The sequence below is a fragment of the Hyphobacterium lacteum genome (genome assembly GCF_036330345.1).
Taxonomy (GTDB): domain Bacteria; phylum Pseudomonadota; class Alphaproteobacteria; order Caulobacterales; family Maricaulaceae; genus Hyphobacterium; species Hyphobacterium lacteum.
This window is the reverse complement of the sequence record NZ_JAZDRP010000003.1, coordinates 98772-113148: the sequence shown is the minus strand read 5'-3', so window position 1 is coordinate 113148 and position 14377 is coordinate 98772. Positions and strand designations below refer to the sequence as shown.

General features: G+C 60.8%; 8 protein-coding genes. 3 read left to right on the top strand and 5 right to left on the bottom strand.

What is annotated here, in order from left to right; translation table 11 throughout:
* The first annotated feature begins 35 nt into the window (after positions 1-35).
* Complete coding sequence (locus V0U79_RS05335) at positions 36-1454, top strand: helix-turn-helix domain-containing protein (RefSeq protein ID WP_330198445.1); 1419 nt, start codon at positions 36-38, stop codon at positions 1452-1454.
* Here the strand turns inward: V0U79_RS05335 and V0U79_RS05330 are convergent, their stop codons facing one another.
* Positions 1455-3113: a carboxylesterase family protein gene (locus V0U79_RS05330; RefSeq protein ID WP_330198444.1), complete on the bottom strand. Its 1659-nt coding sequence runs from the start codon at positions 3111-3113 to the stop codon at positions 1455-1457.
* Between the two features lie 52 nt (positions 3114-3165).
* Positions 3166-4656: a glycerol kinase GlpK gene (gene glpK / locus V0U79_RS05325; RefSeq protein WP_330198443.1), complete on the bottom strand. Its 1491-nt coding sequence runs from the start codon at positions 4654-4656 to the stop codon at positions 3166-3168.
* A gap of 91 nt (positions 4657-4747) precedes the next feature.
* On the opposite strand from glpK, the gene V0U79_RS05320 reads away from it, so the two are divergent.
* The gene (locus V0U79_RS05320) at positions 4748-5665 is read left to right on the top strand and encodes an alpha/beta fold hydrolase (RefSeq protein WP_330198442.1); all 918 of its coding nucleotides are present in this window, start codon (positions 4748-4750) and stop codon (positions 5663-5665) included.
* A gap of 3 nt (positions 5666-5668) precedes the next feature.
* Here V0U79_RS05320 and V0U79_RS05315 read toward each other — a convergent pair whose 3' ends face one another.
* Together V0U79_RS05315 and V0U79_RS05310 are read right to left on the bottom strand one after the other, a co-directional pair.
* A complete protein-coding gene (locus V0U79_RS05315; RefSeq protein WP_330198441.1) occupies positions 5669-8902 on the bottom strand; it encodes an amidohydrolase family protein in 3234 nt (1077 codons plus the stop codon).
* Between the two features lie 78 nt (positions 8903-8980).
* Positions 8981-10180 (bottom strand): methionine gamma-lyase, encoded by a 1200-nt coding sequence (locus tag V0U79_RS05310; protein WP_330198440.1) that lies wholly within the window; start codon positions 10178-10180, stop codon positions 8981-8983.
* A 95-nt stretch (positions 10181-10275) separates the two neighbouring features.
* Here V0U79_RS05310 and V0U79_RS05305 point away from each other — a divergent pair, with 95 nt between their 5' ends.
* Positions 10276-10740 carry an Lrp/AsnC family transcriptional regulator gene (locus tag V0U79_RS05305; RefSeq protein ID WP_330198439.1) on the top strand — a complete coding sequence of 155 codons (465 nt, stop codon included), beginning with the start codon at positions 10276-10278 and terminating at the stop codon, positions 10738-10740.
* On the opposite strand, the gene V0U79_RS05300 is transcribed toward V0U79_RS05305, so the two are convergent.
* Positions 10730-14374 (bottom strand): ABC transporter permease/M1 family aminopeptidase, encoded by a 3645-nt coding sequence (locus tag V0U79_RS05300; protein ID WP_330198438.1) that lies wholly within the window; start codon positions 14372-14374, stop codon positions 10730-10732. The genes V0U79_RS05305 and V0U79_RS05300 overlap by 11 nt on opposite strands.
* Positions 14375-14377: the final 3 nt, after the last annotated feature.

The following is a 14377-nucleotide window of genomic DNA, read 5'->3' as shown; positions in this document are numbered from 1 at the left end:
CTTGTCATTATGTCGTTTTGTGAATAATTGACATCATGGATCTGCAAGCCGAAAAAATATTCGCCGGCGCCAGGCTGCGCCGCCTGCGGCGCGAACGTGGTCTGACACAGGCTGACGCCGCTGACCTTCTCGGCCTGTCGCCAAGTTATCTGAACCTTCTGGAGCGCAATCAACGTCCCGTGACGGCCCGCGTGTTACTGGCGCTGGCTCAAGCCTTCGACATTGATGTGCGCAGTCTCGCGGAAGGCTCGGATCGTCAGCTGATCACCGATCTCGAAGCCGCCGCGGCAGACCCGGCACTGGCCGCGCTGGAGCTGGACCGGACAGAGCTGACCGAACTGGCCGAGACCCAACCCCGCGCTGCCGAAGCCCTGACGCAGATGCACCAGGCCTATCGAAGCGCAGCGGAATCATCGGCGGACCTGGCCGCCCAGCTCCAGGGTGGAGATCAGCCCGGCCGCCTTAATGATACCGAGGCGGTGCGTAACGCGATCGACCGGCGGAATAATTATTTCGCGGCGATCGAGGCCGCTGCCGACGAGTTTGGCGCCAGCCTGAAGTTGACACTCGATAACCGGGTCACCGTGCTCGAGGAGCGGCTGAAAACAGAGCACGGCATTGTCGTGCGGACCTTCGAGGATGCGGTCATGGGGGGAGCCCGTCAGCGGATGGACTTCCACACGCGGCGGCTGATGCTGTCCGACAGGCTCTCGCCACTTGCCCGGCCCATGCAATTGGCCACAACGATGGCCCTGCTGGAGTTTGACGATTTGCTGGACAGGCAGGTCAAGGATGCCGGCCTGGAGACGAAGGCCGAACAAGCCCTCTACCGGATGGGGCTGGCGCGCTATTTCGCTGGCGCGCTGCTGGCTCCTTATGAGACCTTTCTGACCAGCGCCGAGAAGCTGCGTTATGATATCGAATCCTTGCAACGGCAATTCGGTCTGGGCTTCGAGGCGACCTGCCACCGGCTGACCACGCTGCACAGGCCGGATCGCAGCGGTATTCCCTTTTTCATGGTGCGGATTGATCCGGCCGGAAATGTATCGAAGCGGTTCGGCAGCGGCGTGTTGCCGTTTGCGCGATCGGGGGGCTCCTGTCCGAAATGGTCGCTATTCGAAGCTTTCCGCGCACAGGAACGCCTGCATACCCAGCGCTTCGCCCTGCCCGACAATTCCGAATATCTGTCGATAGCCAAGGCGGTGTCCCGACCGGCCGGCCCCAACGAACCCCCTGTCCTGCAGGCGGTCGCGGTCGGATGTGAATGGGCTCGCGCTGACGAGACAATCTTCGCCGACGCGCTGTTGCATCGCACGGCCACACCGGTCGGCATCACCTGCCGGCTGTGCGAGCGTGCAGCTTGCTCACATCGCGCCTTCCCGTCCATGCAGCGGGAAATGTCGGTCAATCCATGGCGCCAGGCCGCTGGCCCCTATGCCAGCGACGAGCTCTGATCAGCAATCGGTCAGCGGGCCCAGCGCGTTGGCGTCATCAAAATAGGGCCCCTGCATGGCCTCCACCAGTTCGCATCGACGCTCCTCCGGCAGATGCGGATCCGACATAATATCGGCTGCCAGATCCGGCAGGGTGAAACGCCCCGGCATCATTTGGGATCCCCCGGCTTCCGGTGAATCAAACCGCATGCGGGCCGGGCCATCGCTCCAGCGCGTCCAGCTGGCACCGGGATCGCCCTGGCGCGCAAACCGGGCCCAATAGCTTCCCATTTCATGCGCCAGTGCCAGGCGCCCGGCCTCGTTGGAGCTGTCAAAGGCGATCGGATCGAGGCGTGGACCGAAGAAGTTGAAATGGTTGAAGACGAAGGGGATTTCCATGGAATGCATGGCGCCAAAAACACGCGAGGAGTCGAGGAAGAAGTTCGCACCGCCCTCATCCCAGTCGAAACGGTAGGTCCACACATCATCATTGCCGGCCGCTGTGATGGCATCGGCCACCTCGTCAACACCCGAGATCGCCCAGATACGGCCCTGATAATCGGCCACGGCGTTGTAAAGGTTTTCGTCGCGGATCCGGAAGAGAATTCCCAGCGGCCGGGCGACGAAGTCCTCATTGAGGCCATTATAGAGCTTGGTCTCGTCGCGATTGGTCCCGGTAATCAGCGGCACGGCATTGAAGGTTTCGAGGCTGTCGAAAGCCGACATGACACCGCCCGCCGGAATCGAGACGCCATCAGCGATCACGGTCGGCACTTCCAGACGCCCGTCAGCACCGGTGAAGGCTGCGTAGATATCCACAAGCGAGGCCTGCCGCAGGGCTTCAGCGGAAACCTCCGCGCCGGTAATGGCCTGCGCTGCCTCATTGAACGGGTGCACGGTGAACCCGCCGCCATTCTCGGCCTCGTCCTGCTGGACCGAACTGGCCGAACCGGATTGCATGATCGCGCGATGGAAGAGGCCGGAGGCCAGGGGAGACGCCATCAGCGCGGCCACATTGGTACCGCCGGCACTTTCACCGAAAATCGTGACCGTTCCGGCATCCCCGCCATAGCTGGCGATATTGTCCTGCACCCAATTCAGAGCTGCGAGATGATCGGTCAGCGCGAAATTCGCGACCCCCGAACCGGACTCTCGCAACACCGGGTGAGAGAAAAAGCCGATTGGACCCAGACGGTACTGGACCACGACGACAACCACATTCTGGTCCATCGCCAACTGCGAACCATTATACTGGTCAGCATAGCCCCAGGTGTTGGATCCGCCATGGATCCAGACCATGACCGGCAAATCCCGGGCATTGGGCGGGGCGTAGACGTCCAGGTAGAGACAATCCTCGCTGCCGGCCACCTCGCCGACCTCGATACCCAGCATGTCGGCGTTCAGACCATTACCCAATTGCGGGCAGGGCGTGGGGGCCGTGATGGCTTCACGCTCGCCGTCCCATCCGGAATGAGCCAGGGCCGGCTGCCAGCGCATGTCGCCAACCGGCGGCCGGGCGTAGGGGATGGCGCGCCAGACATGGGCGCCACTGTCCTCGACATAGCCGACAATATTGCCCTGCGGGGTCGTCAAGCGAGTGGCCGGATCGGGCTCGACCGGCACTTCACGGCTGGAGCAGGCGGTCAACACAAGGGCAAGTCCGAGAAAGGCAAGGCGCATGAATAATCCCCACATATTCCTGAACGATAATTTGGTGTGATTTCAGGAGAGGTCAAACGCCCGCCAGCGCTTGGCTAACAGCGCGTTGCCAGCCCGAGCGTTGCTGATCACGTTGCTCGGCTTTCATTGAGGGCGAATAGGCCTGATCGGCCTGCCAGAGCGCGCGGCCATCCTCGAGGCTGTGAAACAGGCCAGCCCCCAGCCCGGCCAGGAAGGCTGCGCCCCACGCTGTAGTCTCGGCATTGACCGGCCGGACCACCGGCACACCACAGAAATCGGCCAGGCGCTGCAGGAAGCGGTTATTGGCCGACATGCCACCATCGACTTTCAGCTTGTCTGCCGCGACCCCGTCACGGGCCATCGCCTGGAGCAGGTCAGCGGTCTGATGGGCTGCGGCATCAAGCGCTGCCTGTGCAATTTCGGCCCGGCCCGACCCGCGCGTCAGGCCTGTGATTGTGCCGCGGGCATCCGCAGCCCAATGCGGCGCCCCGAGGCCGGCAAAGGCGGGTACCAGATAAACGCCGCTGTCCGGATCGGCCGATGCCGCCAACGCCTCGATCTCCGACGCTTTTGAAAACAGGCCCAGCCCGTCGCGCAGCCATTGCACAGTCGCTCCGGCCGACAGAATTGACCCTTCCAGCGCAAAAGTGGTCTTGCCATCAAGGCGCCATCCCACGGTCGAGAGGAGGCGGTTCTCCGAGACTGCCATGTCGGAGCCGGTATTCATGATCAGGAAGGCGCCGGTGCCATAGGTGGATTTGACCTGCCCCGGTTTGAAACAGGCTTGGCCAATGGCCGCTGATTGCTGGTCACCTGCCATGCCGGTGACCGGCAATTCCTCGCCTATCGTCGTCTTCAAACTGGTGCCCAGCGGCCCGGCATTGTCGCAAACTTCCGGCAGGCCGGACATGGGAACGCCGAACAGCCGGCAAAGCCCGTCATCCCACTGGCCGGCCTTCAGATCATAGAGCGAGGTGCGGCTGGCATTGCTGGCATCCGTCCGGTGCTCACCACCGGTCAGGCGCCACAGCAGGAAGGTATCGACCGTGCCGAACGCCAGCTCGCCGCTCGCCGCGCGTTCGCGAGCGCCGTCGACTGCATCCAGAATGAAAGCGAATTTTGTTGCCGAGAAATAGGGATCCAGCACCAGGCCGGTCTTTTCGCGGATCATCTCCTCATGACCATCCGCAGCCAGTTGCTGACAGGTCTGCGCCGTGCGCCGGTCCTGCCAGACAATGGCATTGTGGATCGGATCACCCGTCGCCCGGTCCCAGACAATCGCGGTCTCGCGCTGATTGGTGATACCGATACAGGCCGGTTTCCAGCCCTTGGCCCTGGCGTCCTTCAGCGCCCTGCGGGCCGTGGCGATGACCGTCGCCCAGATCACTTCCGGATCATGTTCGACCCAGCCGGGTTTGGGATAGATCTGGGGAAATTCCTGCTGAGCCAGCGAGATCACTTCGCCCTTGCGCGAAAACACGATAGCGCGTGACGATGTGGTGCCCTGATCGATCGCCAGAATAGCGGTCTTGTCCCGAAACATGCCCTCTCCCCCTCAGCCGTCCGACACCGGACTATAACGTGGCTGGCGAAACCGGGAAGGGAGCGCTAGCGTGTCACCGAGGGAGAGATTCATGGCGTTTGAAGAAGGCATTATCGAGAGCCCGACCGGGGCGCAGCTGACGACCTATTGGCGGCCGGCAGAGGGGGAGTTGCGCGGCATCGTCCAGATCAATCACGGCCTGGCCGAGCACGGCGCGCGCTATGAGGGTTTTGCCGACTTCCTGGCCAGCCAGAGCTGGGCGGTTATCGCGCACGATCATCGCGGCCATGGCAAGACGACGGCGCCCGATGGCCAGCCGCGGGTCTTCGCCACCCGGAATGGCTGGGAAAAGGTAATCGCCGACGTCAAGGCTGTGAATGATGCGCTGCAGGCAAATTATCCCGGCCAGCCGATTGTCTGTTTCGGCCATTCCATGGGCGGCGTGGTCGCCATGAATTACACGCTGCGTCATCCGGATACGGTCAAGGGCTGTGCGGTCTGGAACTCGAATATCGACAAGGATGCCGCAGGCCTCCTCAAATTCGTTTCCGGTCTGGGAATGACGTTCTCAAGGCCGGAGTCTCCAGCGGGACTGATCGACCAGCTGACCTTCAAGGCCTGGGACAAGAAGTTCAAATCCGACCGGCCGGAATCCGGCTGGCTGTCACGCGATCTCGCCGAAGTGGACAAGTATGTCGCCGATCCGCTGTGTGGCTGGACGGCGAGCTGGTCGCTCTGGCGGGATTTTGCCGGCGGGATCGCCTATGCGGCCGATGAGAAAAACTGGAAATCGCTGCCGAAGACCATGCCCTTCCATCTCGTCGGCGGTACGGAAGACCCGGCAACCAATGGCGGCAAGGCCATCGAGGCTCTAGGCGAGCGGCTGCGCCGCGCCGGCTATGGCGCGACGCAGGAAATTCTCGAGGATTTCCGGCACGAGACGCTCAATGAGAAAGGCCGCGAAGCGGTCATGGAGCGCTTCGCGGCCTGGCTTTCGAAGATCGGTTAAACCCTATTCCCAGAAATAGGCACCACGCACACGATCACCGGTGACGGTCTCGTTCAGCGTTTCCGCGTCATAGAGACGGCCATTGAGCATGATCATGTCAATCTGATCGGAATTCTCGATATCGGCGAGGATATCGCCGTCGAGAATGACGAGGTCGGCCAGCTTGCCTTCCTCGATCGAGCCGAGATCCCGATCGAAGCCGAGATGGATGGCGGGCGCGATGGTTGCAGCCCGCAGCGCCTGGATCGGCGTTGCGCCGCCCCGGCCCAGCGACCACATCTCCCAGTGAGCGGCGAGGCCTTCTTCCTGGCCGTGCGCACCGATCGCCATCAACACACCGCGATCGGCCAGCATGAGGGCCGTCACCGCGCTGTCATCGTCGACATAGTCATGTTCCGGCGCCCAGGTCCGGCGGATGGATCCGTTGAGCACGCTGGGCGGTGCATGCCGCGACAGGATGGGGTGCTCCCAGATATTCATGCGCGAACGCCAGTACGGATCGCCGGCCAAGCCACCATAGGTGACTACAATGGTCGGATTGTAGGCAACCTGGGTCTGCGAGAACATCTGCATGACGTCCTCATAGATCATTTCGACCGGCAGATTGTGCTCCAGCGAGGTATTGCCGTCGGCCACCAGCGACATGTCCATGTGATAGTTGGAGCCGCCTTCGGCGACCACGATCACACCGGCCTCATGCGAGGCTGCCACGACCTGCTGGCGCTGGTTCCGGCGTGGCTGGTTGTAGTTCTTGATGCCGTGTGCGCCCTGAGACGCGAGACGGAAAATGTGCTCTTCAGCGTCCGAATAATCCTCGATCCGCGCGAAGAAACCCGGCGCCCGAGCACCATAAACCACCTCACCGGTGGAATAGGTGCGCGGCTGCAGCTGCAGGCCGGCGCGCTGGTATTCACCGGCCACGAAAATGTGGCTGGCCGAGCTGGACGGATCGAAAATGGTGGTCACGCCGAAGGCCAGATGCGCCAGGGTCGACCAGTTTTCTTCCGGAATGATCTCGTCTGTACCTTGCGGGCCGTGCGCGTGTGCATCGATCAGTCCCGGAATAATGGTCCGGCCGGTGACGTCGACAATCTCGGCACCTTCCGGCACCGTGACCTCGTCAGCACTGCCGACCGCCACGATGCGGTTGCGCTCAACGATTACAGTCCCGTTCTCGATAATGCCGCCATCCTCATCCGTCATGGTGATGATACGGGCACCGGTCAGCGCGACCGTCGTGTCCGGCACATCCGATGCCGCTGTCACGGCGAGCGAACGGCCGGTTTCTGGCGGCGCAAACCCCTCAGCGTCATCATCCTCGCCAGCCGGGCGATGCGGGATCATCTCGTCGATCGACGCGGAATACAGCACCGGGCCCATGGTCCAGTGGATGGACTCGCTGCCCCCCGACCAGGACGGGTAGGTCCCGCCATTGAGCGAGGCTTCCGTGACCGGCAGAGCCGAAGCCGACATGCCGGCAGAGACTTCCTGCGGTCCCGGCGGCATCGGCATGACATAGACATCATAATTCTCGCGGAAGGCCAGGTAATGACCATCCGGCGAGACGAGGTAGTCCGATACCATGTCAGACTGGGCATGCGTGCGGCGGGCCTCACCATTCATGTCGGTGCTGACCAGGCGGCGCTGTCCGCTTTCGAATGTGGTCAGGAAGAGCCGGTCACTGGAGGCTCCAAAATGCGGCTCGGAGCCGGAATCGCTGACGCGACGCATTTCACCACCCGATGCCGGAATGGCGAAAATGCCGGTCGTCTCGGACCATTCGCGAGACGTCAGTACACCGCCTGAGCCTTTCTCGAAGACCACGGTGCGGCCATCCGGCGAGAAGACCGGGCGGCGATAATGGCCCGGCTCACGGGTCAGAACGCGCTCACCGCGGCCATTGGCGTTGACGGTCCGGATCGAGCCCAGTTCCTCATCATCCCAGGTCACGAAAACGATGGAACGGCCATCGCGCGACCAGGACGGGAAGAGCTCGCGATAGCTTCCGTCATTGCGGGTCAGCGGACGCGGGTCACCCCCGGACATGCTGGCGATATAGAGACGTCCCAGCGTCTCGAAAACGACCTGCGATCCGTCTGGCGAAACATTGGCGAAACGCGGCATGCGGGTCTCGAACGTTGCCGGCGCCACCTCGGTCTGCGGGCGCGGCGGATCGATCACTTCACGGCTGTCGTCCACTTCGAACGGAATCTGGACCACCTCACCGGAGCTCACATCGATACGGTTGATCTGGCCATTGGCCCAGAAGACGATGGAATTGCCATCCGGCGTCCAGTCCATGTTCGGATACATGCCGTAGACGCCCCAGGTTTCCTGATTGTCCCGGTCAAGATCACCAAAGATCATCCGCTCTTCGCCGGAACGGAGATCCTTCACCCAGAGCTGGGATTGCAGGCGGTCACGGCGCACGAAAGCCATGGTGTTTCCGTCAGGAGAAATCGCCGGACGGACAGAACCGCCTGCGCCTGATACCGCGGTCGAGGTCTCACCGGTCTCCAGTTCGTAGCGGAGAATGTTGAACAGGTCCGTATTGGAATCCTGTGCGTAGATGAAGGTGTTCCCGCTGGTCACATTCTGGGTGTAATAAACGTAACGGCCATCGGGCGAGAAAATCGGCTCGCCCAGTTCTTTCTGGAAGGCCTCGCTGGGGCGCTCCACCAGCTGCACGCCGCTACCGCCCGAGATGTGATACATCCAGATTTCGCCGGTCCCGGCAGACCGCGATGTTGTGTAATGCTTGCGTGCTGCGATGTATTCACCCGACGGGTGCCAGGTCGGGTTGTTCAGCAGGCGGAAGCTTTCATTGGTGACCTGGCGGCGGTCGGAACCGTCCGTGTTCATGATCCAGATATTGTCGCCGCCGGCGCGGTCGGAGGTGAAGGCAATCAGTGTGCCGTCCGGCGAGAAGCGGGGCTGGATTTCCCAGGGCAGACCACTCGCGATATTGGTCGCCTGACCGCCGGTGATCGGCATTGTGTAGATGTCACCGAGAAGGTCGAAGGCAATGGTCTGGCCGTCAGGGCTGACGTCCAGGCTCATCCAGGTGCCTTCCTCGACACGGATCGGAATGAAGCGCGTTTGCAGCGGCGGCGCGGCGACATCCCAGGGACCGTCGGCTTCGGCTTCCTCACCGCTGGCTGCGGGATCGGCCTCTTGCGCATAAGCGAGAGATAAGGCGAGCGCGCTGGCAGTCAGCGCAGCAAATGTGCGGAACATGATGTCTCCCCGGATCATCCGTTTTTCGGTTGCCGGGACAGTAGTGCGGCCATGAATGACCGGCAAGTAACAGCACTGTCAGGCAGATAACGCCTGTGCGAGATCGGCCAGAATATCCTCGGAATCCTCCAGCCCCACCGATAGCCGGATCAGACCCGGCGTGATGCCATGCTCTTCCTGCTCCTCAGGCGTATAGGTGGAATGCGTCATCGAGGCGGGATGCTGAATGAGAGTCTCTGCGTCACCAAGGCTGACGGCCCGCTGGATCATCTGCAGCTGGTTCATGAAGCGGATGGCCGCCTCCTTCCCGCCACTGATCTCGAAGGCGATCATGCCGCCGGGCAGGCGCATCTGGCGCGCTGCCAGTTCGCGTTGCGGAAAACTGTCCAGCCCCGGCCACGCGATCCAGCTGACGTCCGGCCGGGCTTCGAGAAAGCGGGCGACGATGCCGGCATTGGCAGAATGCTCGCGCATTCGCAGACCCAGCGTCTTGAGACCGCGCAGGATGAGCATGGCATTGAAGGGGGACAGGGCGGCTCCGGTCATGTCCTTGAGACCGTAAAGGCGCACCTGGTCCATGATTTCCTGTGTGCCACAGGCAATTCCGGCAATGAGATCGCCATGACCGCCGAGATATTTTGTCGCGGAATGGACGACAATGTCGGCCCCCAACAGAACGGGCTGGGTCAGATAGGGCGAGCAATAGGTATTATCGACGATGGAGAGAGCGCCGGCAGAACGCGCCTTCGCGGTTATGGCCGCAATGTCCATGACACGCATGTTCGGATTGGCGACGCTCTCGAAATAGACGATGCGCGGCCGGCTCTGCAGTGCGGCGTCCAGCGCGTCCATATCTGTCATATCCACATCGCTGATCTTCACGCCGAACTTCGCCAGACCGTGATTCAGGAATGAGAAAGTGCAGCCATAGAGGGTCTTGTCGACGAGCACTTCGTCGCCCGGTTCGACCAGGCTCCAGAGGACGGCGGTAATGGCCCCCATACCCGAACCGAAAGCCACAGCGGCTTCGGCGCCTTCCAGCGAGGCCATCCGCTTTTCGAGGAGGTCAAGCGTCGGGTTGGAAATACGCGAATAGATGTGGGCAGGCTTTTCGCCGGCGAAGGCTGCGCCAGCGTCCTCGACAGTGTCGAAGGTGAAGGTCGACGCCATGTGCAGGGGCGGGGTCAGCGCTCCATGTTCGTCTCGTGGCGAATAGCCCTCATGAATAGCGCGGGTGGAAAACCCTTTTTCATGCGTGATCTTGCCTGAGCCGTCCATCGCAGCCTCCCTGACTGAGATCAGATTAGCGCTATGAAATTGATATGTGCTGCCGTATTGTGCCACATATTGCATAAATCGGGACAGATTCTGCCATGAAAGCCCTGGATTCTCTGGATCGGAAAATTCTGATGGCGCTGCAGCGCGACGGGCGTCTGACGAATCAGGCGCTGGCCGATGCGGTCGGCCTGTCACCCTCACCCTGCCTGAAGCGCGTCAGATCGCTTGAAAAGGCCGGGCTGATCCATGGCTATCATGCCGAGATCGGCCGCAAGGCGTGCGGTCTGGCGGTGACGGCCTTTGTCCGCATCCGCCTTACCGATCACTCATCGGAAACCGTCACCACATTTGAGAAACGCATCGCCAGCGTTGCCGAAGTGGTGGAATGTCACCTGATGTCCGGCGGCCAGGATTACCTGCTCGAAGTGGTGGTCAGCGGGCATGACGATTATGCCCGCTTCCTGCGCGAACGCCTTCACACCATTCCCGGCATTGGCGCGATCGAGACGAATTTCTCGATCAACGCCATCAAGCACCGCTCGCCCTGCCCTATTCCATAAGCCGGGCCGTTTCCGATTGGTCCGCCGACGCACAGTTGCCTGGTGCGATCCGGAAAAGATTGTCGTCCGAATTACGGTCGATCAGCTTGTTGTAGGGATCAATCCCGGCCCAGAGTGGTGCCTCGTCTGTGACGATGGTGAAGGTCATCTCGGTCTCATTGACCCGCTCGCGCTGGAAGTGAAGCACACGATCACTGCCGAAACCGGAATCATCCGGGCTGCAGGTGAAGAGGGCGATATCGATACCGTAGTCGATGTCTTCCTCTGTCTGGTTACCCTCGCCATCGGCGACAAATTTGCGAGCCTCGACGTTGATCGTGGTCTCGAAACGGCCGTCCTCAAGCTCCGTTGTCTCGGCCGATGTCACTGACAGATCGAACAGCACGATCCGTTCGAAGAAATCGTGGATCATCTGCTCGTGCTCGGGCCCGGCCTCCTCACGCAGAATGCGCAGGAAATCGAGGGTCGTGGCATAGGGGGCGCTGGAATAGGCGCGCTCCTCGATCAGCCGCCGCATGACACGATTGACGGTCTCCTCGCCGAGATAGTCCGCCAGCGCATACATGATGACCGCGCCCTTGCGGTAATGGATGTAAGGCTGGTTCTCGACGCGGTATAGCGGCACTTCCTCGATCGTTTCCGAGCCCCGCGAGGACAGGTAGGTATCGAGTTCGTATTTCAGGAAGCGACGCATGAGATCCTCGCCGTATTCCTGACGCATCACCATAAGGGCCGAATACTGGGCGAAGGTTTCGATCAGCATGGTCGAGCCCTGCACATTTGCCGCCATCACCTGGTGCGCCCACCACTGGTGCGCCGCTTCGTGAGCGGTGACGTAGTAGACATAGTCGATTTCCGACGGGTCCGTCAGATTGGCGATGAAGCCGATGCCTTCCGAGAACGGGATGGTGTTCGGGAAGGACTGGGCAAAGGTCTGGTAGGCCGGGAATTCCAGAATCCGGTACTGGCGATACTGGAACGGGCTGAAATGTTCTGAAAAATAACCGATGGAGTCTTCGCCGGCCTCGAGCATACGCTCGACATTCCAGGCATGATCCGGGTGATAGAAAACCTGATAAAGGACGCCATCCGTTGTCCGCTCGGCCACGTCATACCGCGCCGATAGCCACGAATAGAAGTTCAGGATCGTGCGATCCATCACGTATTCGTAGCAGTTCCGCTCACGGCCGCGCTCATCCGTCTCCGACCATTCGCGTTCCAGATAACCGGGCGCAACAGCCGTCTGATCGGATGACGTACAAACCTCCGACCGGAAACCGACATAGTGCGAATTCGTGATCCCGTTTTCATACCAGCGGCTTTCATCCTCGAGCGGATAGGCCCGGTCGATCGGGTCGAGCCCCTCGCGGCGGCGTTCCTGGCGATCTGTGAGACGCCAGTTGTCGTTGAAGCCGATGATGGCCATCGACTCGCCATTGTTGAAGAATGTGCCGTTGTAATTGACCGTGGTCACATTCCCTGAATTGCGGAAACCCGGATTTGCGCGTTCGACCTGGAAGTCGAAATCGCGCTGCTCGCCCGGCGCCATCGGCGGATCAAGGGTGAACTGGTAGAGGTAGAAATCCTCGTCTTCAGACGTGAGCGAACCGCCCTCGACTGCATGCCCGACAATGGTTGTTCCGGCACCGTAGGAAATCCAGAGCGTATCCAGCGCTTCGTCTGTCAGATTCTCCAGAACATAATGCCCATCGGCCGTGTATCGGCGTTCGGCGGGGTAGATTTCCACCTCATAGGCGGTGTCTACAATGGTCGGCTGGGGAATGTCCTGAAGGTGAATATATTGCCGCTCATACTCGGCCTGCAGAGCGCGGACCGCATTCGACGAATTATATTCGTTCAGGGTGTTGGTATTGAAATATATCCAGCCGCCGGTCGAGATGGCCCCGGCGACCGCGACAAAGGCGATCAGGCCGGTCCCGGCATTGGCGAAACCGCGCGGCAGCACCGCCAGCCGTTTCAGGACGGGCGTCAGCGATCCCCGGCTCCACAGCAGGTATGAGAAGACCAGCAGCAGAAGTGCCCAGAAGCCCCAATAAGCGTAGAACCAGAGCTGGATACCCAGGAAGTGGCCATATCCATTCATATCGGAATAAGGCGCGCCCGGAGCGTTTCCATAAGTGTAGAGATTATGATCGAGGCCGATATTCGCCATCACGATCGACACGATCTGATAGACGAGCAGGGCAGCCATGCCGAGCCAGCGATTGTTGAACAGGACCTGCGCGAAGATCGCCAGTGCCGCCAGAAGCGCTGCGGGCATGATCATGCCGATCATACCGCGGATAGCGTACTGACCGATCTCGATATGCTCGAAACCCCGCACCAGCTGTGACAGTCCGCCGGCGATCAGCGAAACGCCAATCAATGAAGCAATGACTACGCAAAGGGCGAGGAATTTTGTCGAGATGAATACCCAGCTCGGGGTCGGTGTCGCATCAACAATGTAGGAAAAGCCGAAGCGGCGCTCCCGCCACATCACTTCCGAGGCGTAGTAAATCACGACCACGAAGGGCAGCCAGGAAAAGCCGCCCTCGATCACCTGCACCATGATGCGTGTGACCGGATAGTTCGGTGTGCCGTAGATCTCATTGCCCAGGAAGAAGCCGGGAATGGTGTTCAGCAGCCCCAGGACCAGAAGGATCCAGAAAGCAACATTCAGGACAACACCTTTGACCTCGAAATCAAGGCGCGACAGGAATTGCTGGAATGCGGCGCCGCCATCGAGACGCGGGGTCGCGCGCGGCAGATCGATTTCCGAAATGGCATGGGTCGCTCCGGCAGCCACCTGCCGCGACTTGCCCAGCCTGATGGCGCCACCCCGGCGGAAGCGGAAGGTCAGGACGTTAAGCACCAGCAGCACGAATCCGATGCCCAGCCACATCAGCCGGTTCTGCATCATCACGCCCTCAAAACCGACGACACGGGCATTCTGGTCGGACACGGTCCAGTAGCGGGTCATCTCGCCGAACGTGTTGAAACCGAACGGGTCGATCAGGGCGAAGAAATCGCGCAATTCCGGCTGTGTCTGGGACAGGCCGAGTCCGACGAAATAGAGGACCAGAAGCCCGACGAATGCCGCGTAGGTTACGACTGTGGACCGAGTGAAATTGGCGACCGTAAAGAGGATGGTTCCCACCACCCACATGTTCACAAGCCCGAAGACGCCGAAGAGATAGAGATAGTGCCAGAGCACGGTCGGTCCGATCAGCTCGGGATCCAGCCAGGGCATCAACGAACCGATCAGGAAGGCAATCGGTACGGCAGCGAACACGGCTGCGGTGATCACGAAGCCGCCGATGAAGCGGCCGAGCACAAAATCGAACTCACGGACCGGCCGTGAATAGAACAGCTCTGAAGTCTTGAACCCGAAATCGCGCAATACACCCGAAGACAGGAAGACAGTTGGAATGATGGCCCCGAAAACGGAGAAAATCAGAATGTTCGTGGTCAGCGCGTTGGGCGAATTGATGTTGACCGCGCCGCCCCCGCCGACCTGGATCTGGTCAATGGTAACGCCGCCAAAGGTCAGCAGGAAGAAAATCGCGAAGATCGCGATCGAGGCGGGTGAAAAAAGCTGGAACCGGAATTCAAAGCCGGCGATCTTGAATAACATGTC

Excerpts from the sequence above, each read along its gene's own strand:
- V0U79_RS05310 (WP_330198440.1), bottom strand. The coding sequence starts at position 10,180 with ATGGACGGCTCAGGCAAGATCACGCATGAAAAAGGGTTTTCCACCCGC.
- glpK (WP_330198443.1), bottom strand. The coding sequence starts at position 4,656 with ATGTTTCGGGACAAGACCGCTATTCTGGCGATCGATCAGGGCACCACA.
- V0U79_RS05335 (WP_330198445.1), top strand. The coding sequence starts at position 36 with ATGGATCTGCAAGCCGAAAAAATATTCGCCGGCGCCAGGCTGCGCCGC.
- V0U79_RS05300 (WP_330198438.1), bottom strand. The coding sequence starts at position 14,374 with ATGTTATTCAAGATCGCCGGCTTTGAATTCCGGTTCCAGCTTTTTTCA.
- V0U79_RS05330 (WP_330198444.1), bottom strand. The coding sequence starts at position 3,113 with ATGCGCCTTGCCTTTCTCGGACTTGCCCTTGTGTTGACCGCCTGCTCC.
- V0U79_RS05320 (WP_330198442.1), top strand. The coding sequence starts at position 4,748 with ATGGCGTTTGAAGAAGGCATTATCGAGAGCCCGACCGGGGCGCAGCTG.
- V0U79_RS05315 (WP_330198441.1), bottom strand. The coding sequence starts at position 8,902 with ATGTTCCGCACATTTGCTGCGCTGACTGCCAGCGCGCTCGCCTTATCT.
- V0U79_RS05305 (WP_330198439.1), top strand. The coding sequence starts at position 10,276 with ATGAAAGCCCTGGATTCTCTGGATCGGAAAATTCTGATGGCGCTGCAG.